General features: G+C 35.5%; 14 protein-coding genes and 1 pseudogene. 2 read left to right on the top strand and 13 right to left on the bottom strand.

All coding sequences use genetic code 11. The features are described from left to right. Window positions 1–178: 178 nt before the first annotated feature. Together JOC75_RS16135 and JOC75_RS16130 are read left to right on the top strand one after the other, a co-directional pair. Window positions 179–718 (top strand): DUF2529 family protein, encoded by a 540-nt coding sequence (locus JOC75_RS16135; protein ID WP_204955036.1) that lies wholly within the window; start codon window positions 179–181, stop codon window positions 716–718. Between the two features lie 25 nt (window positions 719–743). Continuing rightward, a pseudogene (locus JOC75_RS16130) lies at window positions 744–1,176 on the top strand (terpene synthase). A 513-nt stretch (window positions 1,177–1,689) separates the two neighbouring features. On the opposite strand, the gene JOC75_RS16125 reads toward JOC75_RS16130, so the two are convergent. The 13 genes from JOC75_RS16125 to JOC75_RS16065 form a co-directional block, all read right to left on the bottom strand. Then, a complete protein-coding gene (locus JOC75_RS16125) occupies window positions 1,690–4,704 on the bottom strand; it encodes a carbohydrate-binding domain-containing protein (protein WP_204955035.1) in 3,015 nt (1,004 codons plus the stop codon). A 635-nt stretch (window positions 4,705–5,339) separates the two neighbouring features. Further along, window positions 5,340–5,942 (bottom strand): YesL family protein, encoded by a 603-nt coding sequence (locus JOC75_RS16120; RefSeq protein ID WP_204955034.1) that lies wholly within the window; start codon window positions 5,940–5,942, stop codon window positions 5,340–5,342. A gap of 258 nt (window positions 5,943–6,200) precedes the next feature. Then, window positions 6,201–7,550 carry a GH1 family beta-glucosidase gene (locus JOC75_RS16115; RefSeq protein WP_204955033.1) on the bottom strand — a complete coding sequence of 450 codons (1,350 nt, stop codon included), beginning with the start codon at window positions 7,548–7,550 and terminating at the stop codon, window positions 6,201–6,203. Window positions 7,551–7,583: 33 nt separating this feature from the next. Beyond that, window positions 7,584–8,594, bottom strand: a complete 1,011-nt coding sequence (locus JOC75_RS16110) for a LacI family DNA-binding transcriptional regulator (RefSeq protein WP_204955032.1) — start codon at window positions 8,592–8,594, stop codon at window positions 7,584–7,586. A gap of 119 nt (window positions 8,595–8,713) precedes the next feature. Then, the gene (locus JOC75_RS16105; RefSeq protein WP_204955031.1) at window positions 8,714–9,556 is read right to left on the bottom strand and encodes a carbohydrate ABC transporter permease; all 843 of its coding nucleotides are present in this window, start codon (window positions 9,554–9,556) and stop codon (window positions 8,714–8,716) included. Then, complete coding sequence (locus JOC75_RS16100) at window positions 9,556–10,497, bottom strand: carbohydrate ABC transporter permease (protein ID WP_146950185.1); 942 nt, start codon at window positions 10,495–10,497, stop codon at window positions 9,556–9,558. Before JOC75_RS16100 ends, JOC75_RS16105 begins: the two co-directional genes overlap by 1 nt. Before the next feature lie 77 nt (window positions 10,498–10,574). Next, window positions 10,575–11,876: an ABC transporter substrate-binding protein gene (locus JOC75_RS16095; protein ID WP_204955030.1), complete on the bottom strand. Its 1,302-nt coding sequence runs from the start codon at window positions 11,874–11,876 to the stop codon at window positions 10,575–10,577. Between the two features lie 797 nt (window positions 11,877–12,673). Then, window positions 12,674–14,281 (bottom strand): CTP synthase, encoded by a 1,608-nt coding sequence (locus JOC75_RS16090; RefSeq protein WP_204955029.1) that lies wholly within the window; start codon window positions 14,279–14,281, stop codon window positions 12,674–12,676. 343 nt (window positions 14,282–14,624) lie between these two features. Then, window positions 14,625–15,152 carry a DNA-directed RNA polymerase subunit delta gene (gene rpoE, locus JOC75_RS16085; RefSeq protein ID WP_204955028.1) on the bottom strand — a complete coding sequence of 176 codons (528 nt, stop codon included), beginning with the start codon at window positions 15,150–15,152 and terminating at the stop codon, window positions 14,625–14,627. A 652-nt stretch (window positions 15,153–15,804) separates the two neighbouring features. Then, entirely contained in the window at window positions 15,805–19,065 is a 3,261-nt protein-coding gene (icmF, locus tag JOC75_RS16080) for a fused isobutyryl-CoA mutase/GTPase IcmF (protein WP_204955027.1), read from the bottom strand. Window positions 19,066–19,124: 59 nt separating this feature from the next. Then, on the bottom strand, window positions 19,125–19,748 hold the full coding sequence (locus JOC75_RS16075) for a TetR/AcrR family transcriptional regulator (protein ID WP_204955026.1): 624 nt from the start codon (window positions 19,746–19,748) through the stop codon (window positions 19,125–19,127). Between the two features lie 52 nt (window positions 19,749–19,800). Then, on the bottom strand, window positions 19,801–20,940 hold the full coding sequence (locus tag JOC75_RS16070; protein WP_204955025.1) for an acyl-CoA dehydrogenase: 1,140 nt from the start codon (window positions 20,938–20,940) through the stop codon (window positions 19,801–19,803). Window positions 20,941–21,389: 449 nt separating this feature from the next. Further along, on the bottom strand, window positions 21,390–22,526 hold the full coding sequence (locus JOC75_RS16065; protein WP_204955103.1) for an acyl-CoA dehydrogenase family protein: 1,137 nt from the start codon (window positions 22,524–22,526) through the stop codon (window positions 21,390–21,392). Between the last annotated feature and the right edge of the window lie 70 nt (window positions 22,527–22,596).

Here is a 22,596-nt window from a genome sequence, read left to right as displayed (position 1 = left end):
CTGCATTCTTAGTTAATCTTTTGTCGACAAATTCTGCCTAACTTGTCGTAATTTAACCTAAAACCCTTCTTTAGAATATCACATTTATAGTCAATCTAATGGTTTTAAACATTTTTAGATTTCATGTTTCTTCGTTATAATACTAATAGTATTTGAAAAGAAGGAGAGCTCACTTTCAATGATGAAAATTTTCACAACACAAATCACAGGACATTTTAATCGGATTCTTGAACAAGAGGAAATGAGCATTGAAGACAGTGCAAGACTCTTAGCACAAGCCTTAGTGGGGGACGGTAAAGTTTATTTATATGGACACAAAGAGCTTCACGGAGTTGTTTTAGAGGCTTTAACAGGTTCGGAAAACTTAGTAGGGGCAGAATCATTATTGGATTCAGAGGGCGCTATAAAAGAGGTCACACCTGCAGACAGAGTGATTCTTTTTACATACCGTTCAACTGATGAAGAAGCAATTTCAATTGCAAAAGAACTTACTAGTAAAGGTATCCAAACAGTCGGTGTTTCTGCCTTAATAAAAAATACAGATGCTGGATTAAATCAAAACACAGATTTACATATAGATGCTAAGCTTCGTCAACCATTAATTCCAGGTGATGATGGTGAAAGATATGGTTTCCCTGCATTAATGACAGCGTTATATGTATACTACGCTTTAAGTTTTACAATTAAAGAGATTTTGAATGAATATGAAGAAGATTGAATCTATTATTAAGTATGGTGAAACGATGACATCACTTCATAGAATTTTAAAATTGCGTGATTTAGAAATTTTCCATGTATTAAAGAATGGACATATTTTCGCTTATGTAGTAATTGAGGATACTAGAAATCCTTTTACAGAGGAAGATAAAAAATTGGACCCTTTATGTTATATGGACGATGAGGACATAAATGAGATATTAAATGTTTTTAGAATTTCATTACTTAATGATGAAGCTTTCACAAAAGAAGATTCAATTACTTTGAGAACGTTCTTTTCGGATTTTGTGAATAGTTCAAATTTAACGAATTTCATTATAAAGGAATATATTCATGGAAGACTTGTATGATTATGATAAAAATATAGAGTCTTTCAATAAAGTTTTACAAAAAATTGATTCAACTTATATTATTAAAGAATTTGATGAAAAAAATTGGATTTATTTATCTCAAGATTAAAAAAACGTAATCCAATAAAAGGACAGCCTTCTTTACTGACCATGAAATGAAGCAAAAAAACCTTGCTTTTGAAGAGAGTAACAGCCAAACCGACCAGGAATTTTGACGTTTTTTTAAAGTGGTTGTGACAGGAAAATTCAGATTTACACGATAGCTGGGACATAAGTATTTAAACTAATGAAAAACCCGAATTATTAGGTGATATTTCAATAACCTTCGCCTAATAGTTCGAGTTTTTTTGTCTTCAATTGCTTTTTGGGATTTTGCATACTATTTTTAAGAACTAGTGGAATGGAGCGGAAGACACTAGGGCACCTACGGGAATAGAGGAAAGTCTGAGACCCCGCAGGCGTAGCTGAGGAGGCACAAGCTTCCTCCCCGTGGAAAGCGAGTGTCTGCAGCGCAATGGAACGAACTTGTTTCTTTTAGCTTAACTGAATTTAGGTTCATTCGTCTTTTTTCATGATTTCTATTATGTCCCAGCCTCTTTATACCTATTAACTGGATCTTGAATTACTTACTTACACTCATTCTTCTTTTAATAAATAGATATGACATGATTCCAGCTAGTAATAATACGCTACCTACTAATAAAGTTGTATATGAGCTTGTAGCTGTATTAGGTAATTCTTTACCTGAACTAACTTTTTCTACTGTTGGTAATTCTCCTTCTCCATTTTCCTCTTGTACTGGTTCAACAGATGGAGTAGTTGCAGCTACTTCAAACACACCATAGATACTAAAGTGAGCAAGAGAAGCAGTTACTTCGTTCTTGTCTTTATTATATTTCGTTTCAATCTCTTCTATTTTTTTACCTTTTTTATCAACAAAAAACACTTTAAGGTTGTCCCAATCTTTAACATCATTAGGATCAATTGTATAAATTAAAGTCACTTTATTTTTATCAAAGTTACTAATTTTCTTTCCATCCTCAGTAACAATTGTAAAGTCATACAATTTACTAATTGCTCCTGATTTCTTTTCTACTGATGCTGAAACTTCACCAAAATTAAATGTGATGTCTTTTCCTACCTTTAAGATTTCAACAGGAACTTGAACCTTAGTTGATTCATAAGTTAATTCAATCTTAGAATTTAAAGGTAATTGATTTAAAACCTCTTTAGTGAATGTTGTGGATTTTGCAGAATTCTTCATTGAATAGACAAGCCCATCAACATTAAACAATTCTTTTATTATTTTATCTGGATCTGCTGGAGTTTCTTCTTCTCCCTCACCTGGGTTTGGTGCTGGTGTTTCTCCTTCTTCTCCACCTGTGCCTGGATCCGCTTTTTCAAATCTCACATTATCAACATACATTGTTCCACCAAAGTCACTTTCAACATCTGCGAATATAAGCAGCATATTGCGAAGCAAGGTATCGTCTTGTAAGTTTTCAATTGAGCTTACATCTATTTTTGCTTCAAAATGATACAAGCCATCAGATGTTTTCTTTGCAGAGTCAAGTTCTTCTAAATTGATCTCATATGTTCCTGGTGCTTGTGCCCAATAACCAAGAGCCTCCGGTTGGAATACTAAGTTAACCGCTATTGATCCTACTGATGCACGAGTTGGATCCATATAAAGATCAAATGCAACGTAATCATTATCACCACGTGCTAATGTATCCATCCAAAAATCTAAACGAGGCGCAGATGCCCAATTATCAGATGGTTTAACCTCTGGATAAGCAAAATCCCATGAAAGAGCTTTTGAGCCATTTGCTTCCTGAATGGTTAAAGCTGTTTTTACACCAGAATCTCCACTCCATTTCCAACCTTGACGTGTATCATCTTCAAAGGTAGACGGAAGTGTTGCTACACCTTCTGGGTCATTTATTACCTCTACTTCAGTAATTGTTCCTGAAACTGTAATGTTATCTAAAGAAATACTATCCGCATTTTCAGCACCTACAAAAAGAACAAGATTGTTCATTGTACTATCATCAGGACTTTCCCCAATAGTAGCAAGTGAAGGAGCATCTTCTTTGGTTATTGTTAAAACTGCTTTATATTGATCACCAAAAGCAACAAAATCCTCACTATTCACTTTAATTGCACGCGTTGGGTTTGCCCATCCTGCTGATGGACCTTGTGGTATAGCAGCAATAGATACAGTTGTTGGTTGATCAACAATGACATCCATAGTAAGCATTTCTGCTCCTAGTACATCAACAGATTTATCCCAAGAATCAGCTGAAAGTCGAACATTTGCCCAATAATTCCCTTCAGAAATATCCTGACTAGCTTTTAAACCAGAAATTTTAAGTGCATTGTCTTCATTAGTTGTAGTAATATCCTTTGTTGAAGGAGGGCTATCACCATTAACACCAAATCCTTGTGATGTTCCATCATTAAAATTCCATAAAATCTCTGAAAACTTTGTACGATCGATTGGTTCATATGTAACACCTTTAATACGAGCTCGTACATACTCACCAGAAATACTCAATTCCTTTGGTGACCACATATGGTCAGCACCTGGATCAAGATCTGTTGCCTCTGATTTACCTAGTTGAAATGGTGTGAATGCTGCAGATGTTTCATTTTTATTTGTTAAAGACCAATTTGCCCAACTAATATTGTTTTCATTTAAGAAATTAATCCACACATCAGCTTCGTCTAAATAAGGACCATTGTTACCATTAGCTTCACTTGTTCCCCATTCTGTTGCAAAAACAGCTACTCCATTTTCAAGTGCATATCTAGCATTACTCATCACATTTTCACGATCACTGCTATCAGCTGCTGCTGGATGTGAGCCTGTGTAGAAATGAACAGTATACATTGTGTTTTCGTCATTAATCGGATTATCTGCCGCTAAATCAGGACGTTGACTCCAGTTTGGACTTCCAACAATAACAATGTTTTCTGCTCCATTTTCACGGATTTTTTCGATGATAGGCTCAGCATACGACTTTACCGCATTCCAACCAGCTTCATCATTTGTTACTCCATTACCACCATTGCTATTACTACTTGGTTCATTAGCTACTTCATAAATAATATTTGGAACATCTTTATATTTAGTAGAAATTTCATCAAAGAATTCCAAAGCTCCGCTATAAACTTCTTCATTAGGATCTCCAGGAGCATGAACATGCCAGTCAACGATTACATACATATCATGCTTAATTGCAAGTTCAATTCCTTCTATTAACTTCTGCTTAACCTCTGGGTTTGTTGCATATCCATTTTCTCCAACATACATGGCAAGACGAATTAAATTTGAACCCCAATCGTTTGATAGTGTTGTAAATGCATTATCATTAATAATTTCTGGGAACCATTGCAACCCATGAGTACTCATTCCACGTAATTGAATTGGTGCCCCACTACTATCAGTTAGTGTTTTTTGTCCATTTACTTCAGTTAACTTTAAAGCTCCAGCTTGAGATGGTTTTTTACCTGGATTACCTAGTAAACTACCATAATCAGATTCCTCAGCAGCTGCCAAAGACGGAAGCATGGAAGCTATTAATCCGAATATCATCATATAGACTGTAAATTTCTTCAACATCTTTTTTATCAAAATAAATCCCCCTTGATTATTTTGTTTTAGAAACCGGTTTCCAAAAACGATATAGGTTACGAAAACGGTTTCATTATTAAGTGTAAAAAAAGCCTTTCTCCATCTCCCCCTCAAATTATTTTAAGCAATCACTCTCTTTTTATAGTATTTATAAGTAACTAATAGATTGTAACCGCTAACATTTTTAATTATACTAGATTTCTAGATGAAATAAAAGGAATATTCTTTAAGAAACTGAAATTTTCTGATAAATACTTCCCCTAAAAGGAAACCCCTTTCTCAAAATGAAAAAAGGGGTTGGGATATAAGTATTTAAGTTAATGATAAACCCTAATTATTAGCTGATACCTCAATTAATCTTTCGCCTAATAGTTCGGGTCTTTATTTGGACTAGTGAAATCGAGCGGAAGACTCTTGACTCCTACAGGAATAGAGGAAAGTCTGAGACCCGCAGGCGTTGCTGTGGAGGCTAAGCTAGCTTCCTCCCGGACGAATGGAGTGTCTGCAGCGCAATGGAACGAGGTATTTTTCCAGCTTCAGAATAGTTTATATTCGTCTTTATTAAACATTTTTAAAAATTATTCTAAGCTTCATTTTTTGAAGAATTTTAAATCTACTATCCAATAAAAAGAAACTTATTTTTGACTACTATCTTTTTCCCATGAGACTCGGTTCATATTACTCATTGTCGTATAAATGAAAAATGCTGTAATACTACCGATTATCCATAACAAATAAGGCACAATATAACAAATAATCACCATGCTTACTAAAATCATAACTGTTAATACTGTTGTTCCTAATTTTCCTATTGTATATAAAAGGGCGTTCTTGAAAATTGCCTTCTTAGGAAGATCAAAATTCACAGCAATTCCAAAGATAAATAGCGACATACCTAAATACATAAAAGTACCCAAAAAGAGAAGTCCAAATAGTAGATTTCTCGCTTCAAACTGGATGGTGATGATAAAGAAATAATCAATGATAAGCAATATACCAAAAATTAGCCATACTACACCTAGCATAAAGTATTTCCTAGCATTTTCTTTAAACTCTGAAAAAAATAGTTTAGCTACATCATAATCAATTTCATTCAGCTTCCATCTTCTTACGATGCTAAACATCGTCATTGTAGAAGGAAAGATTGTGATGATCGGTAAACAAAAAATGATCCATAGCATATTTAGAAAAAAGAATGCTGTTAAAATCTCTAATATTCTTTGAATTTTATCTCGCATAGTATCCTTCTTCTTTCTCTTTAATTATTGTTATATTCTCTTAGGCTGTTCTTGAATCTTTGAGTATTCAGTGTTTTTCTCTAAATCTTTAATTTCTTTCCAGCTCCTGTAAATCAGAGGCTTTGGTGCTTAACTCTATTCATTGTAGCATTATGTTGTAAGATAGATACTATTGCATTATAAATTAATTATAAACTGAGTTAAAAATGATAAGAAAAAACCCCAACCAGAAACCGATTTCCAATTGGGGTCTACAAATTAATAAAACATATCAAACCAACCATTTTTGATTGTTTGCTTGTACCAGTAGTAGCTATCTTTCTTTGTACGTTCTAATGTATTAAAGTCAACATGAATAATACCAAAACGTTTGTCATATCCTTCAGCCCATTCAAAGTTATCAAGTAATGACCAAGTTAGATAACCTTTGATGTTTACACCAGAATCTATCGCTCTACTTAATGAAGTTAAATGCTGTTTTAAGTAATCAATTCGTCTTTGATCCTTAACTCGACCATTTTCTACACCATCATTATAGCAAGCTCCGTTTTCAGTAATATATATTGGAATTTGACCATATTGATCTTTTAACTTTGATAATGCCTTATAAAAACCTTCAGGGTAGATATTCCAATCAAAATCAGTTTTTTCATAACCAATATCCACTTTTTCATTATCAAATAAATCATGGTTTTCTTTATATCTCACAACACTACCTGTGTAGTAATTGATCCCAACAAAGTCAATTGGCTGATGGATAAATGCCATATCTCCATCTTCGATTGAAAGTGTTACTCCTTTTTTCTCGAACCAATCTAGCATAAATTGTGGGTAGCTTCCTTTGAAAACTGGATCAAAGAACCACTCAATAAACCAGCCCATTCCTCTATTACATGCATCAATATCTTCTTGTTTATTGCTATATGGTTCGTTCCATTCAAGGTTTGGAGCATAACCAATTTCACCTGTAAGACCTGATTCTCTGAATTTCGTTACAGCCTTACCATGAGCAAGTAGAAGATGATGTGAAATTGTTGTTGCCAATTGAAGATTTTGATTCCCTGGTGCATGGATCCCTATGAAATTTGAAAGAAATGAAACACACCATGGTTCATTAATCGTAATCCATTTTTTAATCTTTCCATCAAATTCTTTGAACATTAAATCAGCATATTCTGCAAAGGCATCAACTGTTTCACGGTTTTCCCAGCCACCCTTATCCTGTAGAGCCTGTGGCAGATCCCAATGATAAAGAGTACACATTGGCTCAATTCCATTTGCTAAAAGGGCATCAACGAAATCGTGATAATATTGAAGACCACTTTGATTTACTTCACCAGTTCCTGTTGGGAAAATACGCGGCCAAGAAACTGAGAATCGATAAATATCAATACCTAATTCTTTCATAAGCTCGATATCTTCTTCATAGCGATGATAACTATCACAAGCTACATCACCATTATCTCCATTTAAAACTTTACCTGGCGTTTTTGAAAATGTATCCCATATTGAAAGACCTCTTCCATCTTTCGTTGCAGCTCCTTCGATTTGGTATGCTGCTGTAGCAGCTCCCCATCGTATATCTTTTGGAAATTCTATGATAGCCATTTTTTTACCTCCACTTAATTTTCTCTACCTTTATTAACGTCCACATGATTCACGTACCATTAATTTCGAATCAATAAAAATAGGCTTTAGCTCTGATTTTCCATTAATCAAATCATTTAACATATAAGCAGCAAGCTTGCCGAGTCGATCTTTATCCTGTCTGACAGTCGTTAATTTAGGACTGCTATAACGGCAAGCATCAATATCATCACAGCCAATAATGCATATATCCTCTGGAACTCTTAAGCCTTGTTCCTTAATTGCTCTGATTGCGCCAAATGCCATCATATCAGATGCAGCAAAAATTGCACGAGGAAGCGTTTTATTTTCAAATATTTTTTTCATTGCAATATATCCGCTTTCCTCATGAAAATCGCCATAATACATCCACTCTTTTTTCACGTCTAGACCAAGCTGGTTCATCGCATCTATAAATCCTTTTTCTCTAAACATGGCAATAGCAGAATCACGTTTTCCACCTATAAAACCAACATCTCTAATACCATGTAAATAAAAATGCTGAATAACCTGTCTTGACAAGTTAACATTATCACTCATAACAAAGCTTGCACTTGGTCCAGATAATTCTAAATCTATTCCCATACATGGGATGCCAGCTTCTACTAATTCATAAATGGCATCCTCTATTTCTTCTCCAGCAATGATGACACATCCATCAACATGAAAATGTCTACATCTTGCTAGGTAACTACCATTATCTTTATAAAATTGTTCATTCGAAAACATAATAATATCGTAACCTAACAGTCCAATCGCCTTTTTAAACGAAGTAACAACTTCATTAAAATATGGATGAGTAAAATCAACGTTTACTTTCCCAGCGTATATTAACCCTATTAAATTAGACTTTTTAGTGGCAAGTGCCTTTGCAGAAAAAGTAGGTTGATACCCTGTTTCAGTTATAATATCCATAACTTTCTTCTTCGTTTTTTCACTAATGCCACTATAATTGTTTATAATTTTAGATACAGTTCCTGGAGAAACTCCAGCCATTTTCGCGATATCTTTTATTGTTAAATTCATAGTGGTTCCTCATTTGCCTTTCGCCTTCATAATAAGTTAATACTGTTAGATTACTATTATTTTCACGAAAATTCAATTTTATAAATGTTGTTCTACAATGAATATATTGGTAAGGAGAGTTACTTAACTGCTCCATCTGTAATACTAGAGATAAATAATCTATTAAACAGTAAGAAAATGATAATTAATGGTACAGTCGCCCAGAAAACACCTGATAGAATCATACCGAAGTCGATATTGAACGTATTACTTAAATTCGCTAACGCAACTTGTATTGTATACATCTCTGGATCTCTTAAAATTGTAAATTGCCATAGGAATTCTCCCCATACAGCTGTAAAGACAATGATTCCTAATGTTGCAAATGCTGGTAGTATAATTGGCAATACAATACTTCTGTAGATTCTAAAGTTAGAGCAGCCATCAAGCTTTGCCGCCTCAATAAGTTCATCTGGAACTGATCCTGTCACATATTGTCTCATCAAGAAGATCCCTAATGGATTCAAGAAGAAAAGTAGTGCTACCCCTTGCAAGGTATCCAATAATCCTGCTTTTGAAATTAAATAGAATTGCGGAATTAACCCAAGCTGTGGCGGGATAACCATTGTTAATAGAATACCTATAAACAATGCATTCTTTCCTGGAAATTTGAATTTAGCAAATGCAAAACCAGCTAAAGAACTAATAATTAAAACAATAATTGTTACTGACGTACATAGGATGATCGTATTCCACATTGCTTGGAAGAAATCGATTGATCCTAATACTTTTTGAAAGTTCTCAACCAAAAGGTTACCCGGCGTTATTGTTGGCGGGATTGAGTTATAGGCAGAACTTGGACTTGTTGCCATAACAAACATCCAATAAAATGGAAAAAGCGAAAGCAAGGATGCTAAACTCATAAAAACATAGATTGCAATTCTTCCTAAAGAAAACTTTTTTGATCCAGCTACTTCACCCATTATTTTGCCTCCTTCCTCTTCTTACCATAACCTGAAGTTAGTAATGTATTAATCGCTGAGAATACGATAATGATGATTAACAAGATAATCGCAGTTGCTGAAGCTGTACCAAAGGATTGTAGCTTGAATGCATCACGATATAAATACATCACGACAGTCATCGCTTCATCTCTTGTAAATGCAGCTGCTCCAAGGAACACCGTTGGTTCTGCGAATAATTGTAATGCTCCAACAGTTGAGAAGAAAACAGTTAGAGTGATAAATGGTTTTAATAACGGCATTGTAATGTACATAAGTTGTTGAAACTTATTAGCTCCATCAATTGTTGCCGCTTCATAAAGATCATTAGAAATGCTTTGGAGTCCAGCTAAATAAATAATTGTATTGTATCCAACCCATCTCCAGAAAACCATAATTGAAATGGCTATTTTTGTACCCCATTCGGAAGTCCCCCAACTTACAGGATCGAACCCAAATACACCTAATACATAGTTGGCTAGGGAAGATTCATGATTACTAAATAAAACACTAAATATGAGGGCCACTGCAACCATTGACGTAATATACGGCATGAAGATCGTAACTCTGAAGAAATTTCTAAAGCGGAGAAACGATAAGTTAAGTAAAAATGCAAGAATAATCCCTACAATTAATTGTGGAGCAGTTCCCATTAATCCAATAATCAGTGTGTTATAAACAGATTTCCAAAATAGCGGATCTACTAAAACAATCTTAAAATTGTTCAACCCTACAAATTCCATTGGACTTAATCCATTCCACTTTTGGAATGCTAAATACATACTGAATAGCGCTGGATAAAGACCTACAACCGCAAAAATGATGAAGAATGGTGAAACGTATAAATATCCAGATATCATATCTTTCTTTTCTTCAGACAAAAATCTTTTGGTTTTGACTTTTTTTTCATTTGCAGAAACCATTTTCACTCCCCGTTTCCTTTATAAATTGGCTATGGTGCCCAAATGAGCACCATAACCAAAATAATTGAATAGTCAGATTAGCGACTTACTAGATCTTGAGCACGCTTAACAGCTGCATCCCATTCTTCCTCAGGATCTCCACCAACTTGAACGTTCTTAAGTGCATTCAGAACTTCTTGGTGAACCGGGAAGTATTTCTCACCTTTATAAACAGCACCTTCGATATCTTGTGCAGCTTGTGCAAATACTTCAGAAGTTACTTGACCACCAAAGAACTCGTCTTGGTTAGAAGTGAACTCTTCCATTTCATACACAGCTGGTGCAGAAGGGAATAATCCATTGCTTTGGAAAGATTTTAATTGATTTTCAGGTGATACTAACCATTCAACAAAATCGTATGCTGCTTGAGCATTTTCTGTTTCACCAGGGATTGCAATGTAAGATCCTCCCCAGTTTGCAGCAAATTCAGTTGGTAAAGTAGCTACTTTGAAATTACCAGAAGCATCTGGAGCATTACCTTCCATCCAACCTTTTAACCAACCAGCACCTAATTCTGCAGCAAATTCACCAGTGTTTACAGCATTAGACCATTCTGGTGTCCACATATCAAAGTTACCAACAATTCCTGCTTCATTTAACTCAACTGCATAATCATAAGCTTTTTTAACTGCATTTCCTTCTTCTGTAATAAGTAACTCACCTTCAGGATTTAAATAAGTTTCTACAGCTGAATCTAAATAAGCTCTGTATGCCATTTCAATACTATCAACAAAAGGTTTTCCTGTTTTTTCTTTAACTTGTAAACCAGCTTCTTTAAAAGCTTCTGGAGAATTAATTAATGCTTCAACCTCAGCAGGCTCAGTTGGTAAACCAGCTGCTTCGAAAACATCTGTACGATAGTATAAAGCTTTTGGACCTATATCTGTAGGAAGACCGAATAAGAAATCGCCATCAGCATTTTCTCCAGCATTCCATTTCCAATCTAAATATTGATCTTGAACATCTTTAGCTCCAAGGTCATATAAATTTGCAAAACGATCTTGTGCTGCTTTGAAACGATCAAATTGATCAACCTCAAGCATCGCGATATCAGGAGCACCACTACCAGCTGATAATGCTGTGAATAATGCATCATGATGTTCTGCTGTTTCAGAAGATTTAAATTTTATTGTAACATTTGGATTTTCTTCCTGGTATTCTTTTACTAATTCTTCATAACCAGTAGCACCAAAAGCCCAGAACGTTAATTCAACTTTTTTGTCTCCACCTTCGCCACCATCATTAGAAGCCCCTTCATTTCCACCGCCACTACAAGCAGCCAATGAGAACGCAAGCACTAATGTTAAACCTAAAGCTAACCATTTTTTCATGCTTTTCATCTGTATTTCCCCCTTAAAATATTGTTCATTTTGAACCGGAAACAGTTACTCTGTACGAAACCGATTTCTGAAATCAGAGAACCAATTACATTTATTAGTAACAGAAACCGCTTTCAAATAGAATTATATAACTTTATTACATTTTATTCAACTGTTTTTTTGATTTTTTTAAAAATTTATAAAAACCGGTTTCGTAAAATGTAATAAACATATACATATAGGCCAAAGAAACGAATGATTTTTTGTTTCTTATTATTGGATTTTATGATCAATTTTTGAAAGTAGAACATAATAATAGAGGAAATGCACAAGCTCTGATACGTTATAGCCAAGCCCTATAAATAAAGATATTCTTCTTTAAGCGGGAAACACCTTCTAAGTTCACCAGTACCTATGTAAATAACAAAAAAGAAGAGACTTGGGCGGCATAATTAAAGAAATCATACAAAAAGACGAATAAATCTAAATTCAGTTGAGTTAATAGAAACAAGTCCGTTCCATTGCGCTACAGACATAAGATTCGCCGGGGAGGAAGCTAAGCCTCCTTGGCGCAAGCGCCTGTGGGGTCTCAGCCTTTCCTCTGCACCCGCAGGAGTAAAATGCCTTCCGCTCTATTCCACTAGTTCTTAAAAATAGTATGCAAAATTAAAAACCTATTGAAGTAACAAATAAAAACCCGAAATATTAGGTGAATGATTAAAATATCACCTTATAATTCGGGTTCTATCATTAGCTTAAATACTTATGTCCAAGCCTCTTTAGATTATAGCTAATATAAGAATATATAGAAATGTGTACTAGATTTTCTCAGCAGCTGTTAATGATGCACGAACAAAATCACGGAATAAAGGCTGTGGCTTTGTTGGTCTTGATGTAAATTCAGGATGGAATTGAGATGCTACGAACCAAGGATGATCCTTAAGCTCAACAATTTCAACAAGACGACCATCAGGTGTTGTTCCTGAGAATACAAATCCTGCGTCTTCCATCACTTGACGATATTCATTATTAAACTCATAACGGTGACGATGACGCTCATAAATAACTTCATCTTGATAAGCTTCATAAGCTTGAGTTCCTTCTACTAGCTTACTTGGTGATAAACCTAAACGAAGAGTTCCACCAAGGTCTTCAATATCCTTTTGTTCTGGAAGTAAATCAATAACCGGGTATTGTGTACTTGGATCAATTTCAGAAGAATTTGCTCCTTTTAACCCAACTACATTACGTGCAAATTCAATAGATGCAACTTGCATACCAAGACAAATTCCTAAGAATGGGACTTTATTTACACGAGCATATGTTGTTGCTAAAATCTTACCTTCAACACCACGATCGCCAAAGCCACCAGGAACTAAAATTCCGTCAACATCCTCAAGCTGAGTTTTCACTGTATCTTCTGTTAATGTTTCTGCATTTACCCATTTAATTTCAATATCAGAATCATATTCATAACCTGCATGACGTAGTGCTTCAACAACAGAAATATAAGCATCTTGTAGTTCAACATATTTCCCAACTAAGCCAATTTTCGTTGTTTTAGAAAGATTAGTCACTCGTTTCACAAGCTCAGTCCACTCTGTCATATCTGCTTCATTACATTGAAGCTTCAAGTGATTACACACAATAGTATCTAAATTTTGATCTTGTAAAGCTAAAGGAATCGAATAAAGAGTTTCAGCATCACGACATTCAATGACTGCATTTGTATCAATATCACAGAATAAAGCAATTTTATCCTTCATATCCTGTGAAATTGGCATTTCTGTACGAACAACAATGACATTTGGCTGAATTCCTAAGCTACGAAGCTCTTTTACACTATGCTGTGTTGGCTTCGTTTTTAACTCGCCAGCAGCTTTGATATATGGAATAAGTGTACAGTGGATGTACATTACATTATCACGGCCGATATCACTTTTAATTTGGCGAATCGCTTCTAAGAAAGGTAGTGATTCGATATCACCAACAGTTCCACCAATCTCAGTAATAACAACATCTGCACCTGTTTCTTTACCAGCACGGAACACTCTTTCTTTTATTTCATTCGTAATATGTGGGATAACCTGAACTGTTCCACCAAGATAATCTCCACGACGTTCTTTCTTTAGCACTGTTGAATAAATTCTTCCTGTTGTTACGTTGTTGAACTTTGTTAAGTTCACATCGATAAAACGCTCATAGTGACCTAAATCAAGATCAGTTTCAGCTCCATCATTCGTTACAAAGACCTCACCGTGCTGATACGGACTCATTGTTCCTGGATCCACATTTATGTATGGATCAAACTTTTGAATTGTCACACTCATACCACGGTTTTTTAGCAATCTACCTAAAGAAGCAGCTGTAATTCCTTTTCCTAAAGATGAAACAACTCCACCTGTTACAAAAATATACTTTGTCATGATCTTCCCCCTAAAGAAGCTATGTGTTTTTATTTTGTACTAAATTAAAAAATAAATTTGGAAAACTTATTAGTAAAGTGTGAGGTGCTAAGCTAATGTGAGATATACTTGCAATATTTTCCTAAAAAAGGTTTCAATACTGCTTGTCCTCATTTAAAGGAAAACGGCTCTTTATAAGACAAAAGACCGTAGTTCCGCATCATTTTTTTCTCTACAAAATAAGAAAGCTCCCTTCCAAACTAGTTGAAAGGGAGCTGTAAATGTAAAATTACAAACGATAGCTTTTTAAGAGCCCAAAATAGATTCTACCTACTGTGAAAAAGAAAGTCAAGACGATTTACTGTTATTTTTCGTCTTCCTCGTCATCTTCATCATCTTCATCTAAATCTTCGTCATCATCATCAATTAGATCATCATCATCGTCATCAATATCCGTTTCATCAATGTCGTCGAAATCATCATCTTCTTCATCATCATCTGTATCATCGAAATCATCTAGATCATCATAATCTAAATCATCTTCTAGTTCGTCAAACACTTCTTCTAAATCATCATCAGAAGCTTTAGATTTTTTCTTTTTAGGTTTTGTAACAGGTACAATTTCTTCTTCAATTTGCTCATATGGATACCAAGTACGCAGTCCCCACATGTTTTCTCCAACACAAATGAAGCGTCCATCGATATTGATGTCTGTATAAAATTGAGCTATTTTATCTTCAACCTGCTTTTTTGTAAGTCCTAGTAAAGTTGCTATTTCCTCTACTAATTCACTGAATACATAAGGCTTTTTACCTTCTATAAAAAGTTCATATGCAACCTCAACCATTGCCATTTCTTTTATTTGCTCATCTGTTAATTGTTTTAGACTCAAATACGGCACTCCCTTTCTAGGTCATCAATCTATAAATTAAGAAATAAGAACATTAGTATTATTCGTTACCATTATGTACAAATTGTAAAGTCAACAAACCATACCATTCATTATAAACAAATTCTAGTAGTTTATGCCACCTTTATAACGTAAAAAATACACAAAAATGCTTCTGCACCTTTGTGTCAGAGTTTGGATAATTGGTTATTGCAGTTAATAGGTAGCTTTTAGGAGAATTATAAGCTGCTTAATTTCCCTTGTAGGAATAATAAACATGGGTTCAAACAACTTTTTATGGTACGTAATGGACATTATACATAAAAGCATTAAAGCTTAATATAAGTATGGTGCTGGTTGATTTGCGCTACAGGTTGCTCGCTTTCCGCGGGGCGGACGGTGAGCTTCCTCGGCGCACAGCGCCTGTGGGATCTCACCTGTCCCGCTGCACCCGCAGGAGTCTCGCACCTTTCGCTCCAATCAACCTTAAATTAGTTACTGCTAAAGACATTTAAAAACTTCACTTTATTAATTGACTTACTTAAAGATTGCTTATACATAATTTAATTTTCTAAAAAAGTTAAAGAAGAAATCCATCATAAAGTAGAATTTCATTAGCACCAGCAAATAAAATACGGTTTATACTTTATGCACCTTACATATTCCTACGATATTGCCCGCCAACTTCATATAGTGCTGTTGTGATTTGGCCTAGGCTTGCTACTTTTACTGTTTCCATTAGCTCTGCAAAGATATTGCCGTTTTCTATTGCTGTTCTTTTTAGTTGGTTTAGTGCTTCTTCGATTTTATCTTCGTTGGCTTTTTGGAAATTTTGTAGATTTTTAATTTGTGTTTCTTTTTCTTCTTTTGTTGCTCTTGCTAGCTCCATATTATCCATCATTTCTTGTGATGGTGGATTTGGGTTTAAGTAGGTGTTCACGCCAATGATCGGTAGCTCTCCAGTATGTTTTTTCATTTCATAATGCATCGATTCATCCTGAATTTTGCCTCGTTGATATTGAGTTTCCATCGCACCGAGTACCCCGCCACGTTCATTGATTCGGTCAAACTCTGTTAAAACAGCTTCTTCTACTAAATCTGTTAATTCTTCGATAATAAAGGAGCCTTGAAGTGGATTTTCATTTTTAGTTAAGCCATGTTCTTTTGTAATGATCATTTGGATGGCCATCGCACGGCGTACAGATTCTTCTGTTGGTGTAGTAATTGCTTCATCATACGCATTTGTATGAAGAGAATTACAGTTATCATGCAGAGCCATTAATGCCTGTAATGTCGTACGGATATCATTAAAGTCAATTTCTTGAGCGTGTAAAGATCGTCCAGAGGTTTGTACATGATACTTTAGCTTTTGACTTCTTTCATTTGCTCCATATTTGTTTCTCATAACAGTAGCCCATATTCTTCTCGCTACTCTTCCAATCACAGTGTATTCTGGATCAAGTCCATTACTAAAGAAGAACGAGAGATTTGGTGCAAACGAATCAATATCCATTCCTCTACTTAAATAGTACTCAACATATGTGAAGCCGTTTGAAAGGGTAAAGGCTAGCTGTGAAATAGGATTCGCTCCTGCTTCAGCAATATGATAGCCTGAAATTGATACAGAATAGTAATTTCTCACTTTATAATCAATAAAATATTGCTGAATATCTCCCATTAGCCTTAAAGCAAATTCTGTTGAAAAAATACAAGTATTTTGACCTTGATCTTCTTTTAATATATCAGCTTGAACTGTTCCTCTAACAGTTTGGAGGGTGAAGGACTTCACTTCTTGAAACTCTTTATCACTAAGCTGTCTCCCTAGCTCTGCTTCCTTTTTACTAACCTGCTGAGTGATTGCTGTATTCATGAACATCGCTAAAATAATTGGTGCTGGACCATTAATTGTCATCGAAACAGAAGTAGATGGTGCGCAAAGATCAAACCCAGCATAAAGCTTCTTCATATCTTCGAGTGTACAAATACTTACACCACTTTCACCAATTTTCCCATAGATGTCTGGACGATATGCAGGATCTTCTCCATATAAGGTGACAGAATCAAATGCAGTACTCAACCGTTTTGCATCATCATCTTTTGATAAATAATGAAAACGTCGATTTGTTCGTTCAGGCGTTCCTTCTCCTGCAAATTGTCGCTTAGGATCTTCACCTTCACGTTTGAAAGGAAAAACACCAGCAGTATATGGAAATACCCCAGGAACATTTTCTCTGTATAACCATGCCAAAATATCGCCTTCATTTTTATACTTTGGTAGTGCGACCTTAGGAATCATCAGTCCTGATAATGATATTGTTTTTAACTTAGTCACAATCTCTTTATTTCGTATAACTGTTGTAAACGCATCTGCGGCATACTTTTCCTTTAGGTCATTCCAATTATTAAGCAATGCCTTTGAATCAGCTGTTAGCTTTCCTTCTAATTGCTCTTTTAAAGCTACTAAAGTTTTCATAGCATCTTCGTTATCATCTTGATCTGCAATAGCCTGGATTGTTCCTTTTACTTGGAATAACTTCGTTGCAATTTCAGCTTGATCATCTGATAATTTATGATAATTTCTTACCGTCTCACTAATTTCACGTAAATAATAGCGACGTTCTGGAGGAATAATGACATTTTGCTTTTCTACATCTTTTACGATTGGTAATGATGATGTCCATTGTTGATTTGTTTTTTCATTTATTAATTCTAATAGCTTTGAAAATAACGTGTTTGTACCTAAGTCATTGAACTGACTGGCAATTGTTCCATACACAGGCATGTTTTCTAATGGCTCATCAAATAAAAGACGACTACGCTGATATTGCTTTTGTACCTGACGTTTTGCATCTTCAGATCCTTTGCGTTCAAATTTATTGATTACAACTAAATCTGCATAATCAAGCATATCGATTTTTTCAAGCTGTGATGGAGCTCCAAATTCACTTGTCATCACATACATAGAAAGATCACAGATTTCAGCTATTTCAGCATCACCTTGACCTATTCCACTTGTTTCAACAATGATTAATCCAAAGCCAGCAGCTCTTACAACTGAAATGGCATCTGAAATGGCTAAAGAGAGCTCTGATTTTGATTGACGAGTTGCTAAGCTTCTCATAAAGACGCGCGGTGAAAAAATTGCGTTCATCCGAATTCGATCACCTAATAATGCTCCACCAGTTTTCTGTTTTGTAGGATCAATCGATAACACAGCAATTTTTAAATCCGGCACTTCATTTAAAAATCTTCTAATTAATTCATCTGTTAATGAACTTTTCCCAGCACCACCTGTTCCAGTAATCCCAATCACTGGTGCAGATGAGTGAAAATCCTCGATCTGTCTTAAAAATTGATCAGCATTTTGTGATAATTCTCGTTTAGAAACCTTGGATTCCGCATATGAAATTAGCTTTGCAACAGACTTTTGTTCCCCTTGCTTTAGTAAGTCAAGATCAAACTTCTCATTTTCAACTGTAGAAAAATCACATTCTTTAATCATATGATTAATCATGCCTTGTAAACCAAGCTCTCTTCCATCTTCAGGAGAAAAGATTTTAGCGATTCCGTACTCATGTAATTCTCTTATTTCACGGGGAATAATAACTCCACCGCCTCCACCAAAAAGACGAATATGTCCTGCACCTTTTTCCTGTAGTAGATCATGCATATACTTAAAAAATTCCACATGACCTCCTTGATAAGAGGATATTGCTATACCTTGTGCATCCTCTTGAATTGCAGCTGCAACGATTTCTTCAACGGAACGATTATGGCCTAAATGAATCACTTCTGCTCCGCTTGCTTGTAAAATCCGGCGCATAATATTAATTGAAGCATCATGGCCATCAAATAAGCTTGATGCTGTAACAAATCGAACATCATTTATTGGCTTATACACCTCTGATATTGTCATAAACATCCACCCCTGTGTTTTACGTAACACTTAAAGCTTAAGCCAAAAGTGTCCGTAGACTATTTCTCCACAACCCCTTGTAGAATTAGCTTTGTTTGTATCTCAATGTACTTTTCAAGTGTGTAGTTCTTTTGAAGTGTCCATCTTCTAAACGCCCACATCTGCCCCTGAACAATAATATTGTGAGCCACCATATCACACTGCTCTTCAGTTAGTGTTAATTCCTGATTTTCCACACATCTTTCAATAATTTTTTTAAACATGGCTGCCATTTCATTTTCTTTCTTTAAAACATATGGAAGTGCATCTTTTGATAGAGATTTCGCTTCTTGATACATGACTAACACTTCATCCTGCATCACATCTACCACTTTAAAATAATTATTTATCGCCAGCTGTAGGCTCGCTATCGTCCCTAGCTTCGTATCGATATTTTCTTCAAGGCGATTATGAACCTGATCATAAATTGTGTCACATACCAAATAAAGAACGTCTTCCTTTTGCCTAATATATTCATATAAAGTACCAATGCTAAACCCTGCTGCTTTGGCAATTTCTCTTGTTGTTGTGCGATGAAATCCTTTTTCCTTAAAAAGAGTGACCGCTCCTTTAATCATTTGATTTCGCCGTTTCTCTATTAATTTCTCATCTTTTACAGATGCTAGAACTTCACGTTTTTCCATCTACCTCCCCACCTCTTTTCTTATGATTATCTGTTCATTTCCGTAGCATCATTTATTTTGTAATCATTCTCGAGATAACAAGTCGTTGAATTTCCTGTGTTCCTTCGTATATTTGGGTGATTTTTGCATCTCTCATAAAGCGTTCTACAGGATAATCCTTTGTATAGCCATAGCCACCAAACACCTGTACAGCTTCTGTTGTTACTTGCATTGCCATGTCACCAGCAAATAATTTTGACATAGCAGATTCTTTTCCATAAGGAAGACCCTCTGATTCTAACCATGCAGCTTGATAGGTTAATAGACGCGCAGCTTCAATATTTGTGGCCATATCTGCTAATTTAAAGCTAATTCCTTGCTGTGCAGCGATTGGCTTACCAAATTGCTCACGTTCTTTTGCATAAGCGATTGCAGCATCTAGAGCACCTTGAGCAATTCCAACAGCTTGTGCTGCAATTCCATTCCTACCACCATCTAATGTCATCATCGCAATTTTAAAGCCATCACCTAGTTGACCAAGCATATTTTCCTTTGGCACTCTACAATCCTCAAAAATGATTTCTGTCGTAGGTGATGAACGAATACCTAATTTACTTTCTTTTTTGCCTACTGAAAATCCAGGGAAGTCTTTTTCCACAATAAAAGCCGTTGTTCCTTTGTTTTTACTAGAAGGATCTGTTATAGCAAATACGATGTAGATATCAGCAATTCCTCCATTTGTAATGAAGATTTTTGATCCATTTAAAACAAAGTCATTTCCATCTTGTTTTGCATTTGTTCTCATGCCACCAGCGTCAGAGCCAGAGCCAGGCTCTGTTAAGCCATATGCACCAATTTTTTCTCCCAATGCCATAGGTTTTAAGTATTTTTGCTTTTGTTCCTCTGATCCAAATTTATATAAAGGCCAGCCTGCTAATGATGTATGTGCAGACAAAGTGACCCCAGTGCTTGCGCAAACTCTTGATAGCTCCTCGACCGCAATTACATAGGATAAGTAATCGCTTCCAATTCCACCATACTCTTCATCCCACGGAATACCCGTTAATCCTAATTCAGCCATTTTCTTAAATAAATCCATATCAAAGCGCTCTTGTTCATCTCTTTCTGCTGCTGTTGGTTCAACTTCCTTTTTAGCAAAATCTCGTACGGTTTTTCTTAGCATTTCGTGTTCTTCTGATAGTTTAAAAAACATAGTGTATCTCCCCTTTTCCATTGAAAATTATCATGCTTATTAGGAATTTTTTTAATACTTTTTGCTTTTTAATAAAATTATTTGATCGTAATCAGTCCGTTCCATTTCGCTTCAGAAAATTGCTTTCCGCGGGGAGGAAGTCGAGCCTCCTCGGCTACGCCTGTGGGGTCTCGACCTTTCCTCTGCACCCGCAGGAGTCAATTTTCTTCCGCTCCATTGCACTACATTTATTGTAATGATTGATTGTAAAAATAATCTTAGAGAAAAAAGCTATACTTTTAAATGAAACTGTAGGTATCAAATGGATTTCATTGAAACATCTTCTATTTTAGTTAATTCACTAATATAAAAGATTACTGAACTAAAAGGCCTGTCATATATGATCTTTCTGAAAGATTTTAGCTTATTGACCTCGTTATCTGGCTAGAAACAAAATTACGAATATAGCCTTATTTCAATAAATGCTTACTAATCACTATTTTTTGGATTTCACTTGTACCTTCGTAGATTTCACATACTTTTGCATCGCGGAAGTATCTTTCAACTGGATAATCCTTTGTATAGCCATAGCCGCCATAGACTTGAATGGCTTCAGTTGACACCTCCATAGCTGCTTTAGAGGAGAGGAGCTTTGCCATTGCAGCTTGTTTTCCACATGGTAAATTGTTTTCTTTGAGCCATGCTGCTTGATAGACTAGTAGCTTTGCTGCCTCAACCTTTGTTGCCATATCAGCTAGCCTAAAGGCAATTCCTTGTTGAGCGGAAATTGGTTTGCCAAACTGCTGTCTTTCTTTTGCATATAAAATTGATTTTTCTAGTGCTGCTTCTGCGATGCCAAGTGCTTGTGCTGCGATGCCAATTCTTCCGCCATCAAGATTAGCCATGGCAATTTTAAAACCTTCTCCTTCTTGACCTAAAAGATTGTCTGCTGGCACCATTGCATCTTCAAACATTAATGAAACGGTTCGTGATCCGTTTAACCCCATCTTATGTTCATCTTTACCAATAACAAATCCGGGAGTGTCACTTTCGACGATAAAAGCTGATATCCCTTCACTTCCCTTGCCTTCACCCGTCCGTGCAAAAACGATATACGTATCTGCTTCTCCACCATTTGTGATAAACATCTTTGATCCATTTAATAGGTAATGATCTCCCTTTTTGACAGCACGTGTTTTCATGCTTGCTGCATCAGAGCCAGAGCTTGGTTCTGTTAAACAAAATGCGCCTAAGTACTGACCGGTTGCGAGTCTTTTTACATATTTTTCTTTTTGCTTTTCATTTCCAAAAGCAAGTATTGGATACGTACCGACTGAAGTATGAACAGATAATATGACAGAAAGTGTTGCACTAGCCTTTGAGATTTCATGAATAGCGATTGTGTATGCTGTAAAATCCATTCCTGCTCCACCATACTTTTCAGGAACAGGGATACCCATTAAACCTAGTGCTGCCATTTTATTTATCAATTCCCTCGGAAAAATCCCCTTTTCCATTTTCTCAGCAAATGGCTCAATTTCTGATTTAGCAAATTCTCTAACCATTTTTTGCAGCATCATTTGTTCTTCTGTGAAATGTAGATTCACGCGAATCCACCCCTTTGCGTTACTTTGCACTCTAAAAAATACCCCTTTGAATTAAAAAACTATTAGTATC

The sequence above is a fragment of the Metabacillus crassostreae genome (assembly GCF_016908395.1).
Classification (GTDB): domain Bacteria; phylum Bacillota; class Bacilli; order Bacillales; family Bacillaceae; genus Metabacillus; species Metabacillus crassostreae.
This window is presented reverse-complemented; position numbering and strand designations above follow the sequence as displayed.

Coding starts and splice junctions, on each gene's coding strand:
- JOC75_RS16090 (WP_204955029.1), bottom strand. CDS start 14,281: ATGACAAAGTATATTTTTGTAACAGGTGGAGTTGTTTCATCTTTAGGA.
- JOC75_RS16135 (WP_204955036.1), top strand. CDS start 179: ATGATGAAAATTTTCACAACACAAATCACAGGACATTTTAATCGGATT.
- JOC75_RS16110 (WP_204955032.1), bottom strand. CDS start 8,594: ATGAATTTAACAATAAAAGATATCGCGAAAATGGCTGGAGTTTCTCCA.
- JOC75_RS16120 (WP_204955034.1), bottom strand. CDS start 5,942: ATGCGAGATAAAATTCAAAGAATATTAGAGATTTTAACAGCATTCTTT.
- JOC75_RS16115 (WP_204955033.1), bottom strand. CDS start 7,550: ATGGCTATCATAGAATTTCCAAAAGATATACGATGGGGAGCTGCTACA.
- JOC75_RS16070 (WP_204955025.1), bottom strand. CDS start 20,940: ATGTTTTTTAAACTATCAGAAGAACACGAAATGCTAAGAAAAACCGTA.
- JOC75_RS16075 (WP_204955026.1), bottom strand. CDS start 19,748: ATGGAAAAACGTGAAGTTCTAGCATCTGTAAAAGATGAGAAATTAATA.
- JOC75_RS16095 (WP_204955030.1), bottom strand. CDS start 11,876: ATGAAAAGCATGAAAAAATGGTTAGCTTTAGGTTTAACATTAGTGCTT.
- JOC75_RS16100 (WP_146950185.1), bottom strand. CDS start 10,497: ATGGTTTCTGCAAATGAAAAAAAAGTCAAAACCAAAAGATTTTTGTCT.
- icmF (WP_204955027.1), bottom strand. CDS start 19,065: ATGACAATATCAGAGGTGTATAAGCCAATAAATGATGTTCGATTTGTT.
- JOC75_RS16105 (WP_204955031.1), bottom strand. CDS start 9,556: ATGGGTGAAGTAGCTGGATCAAAAAAGTTTTCTTTAGGAAGAATTGCA.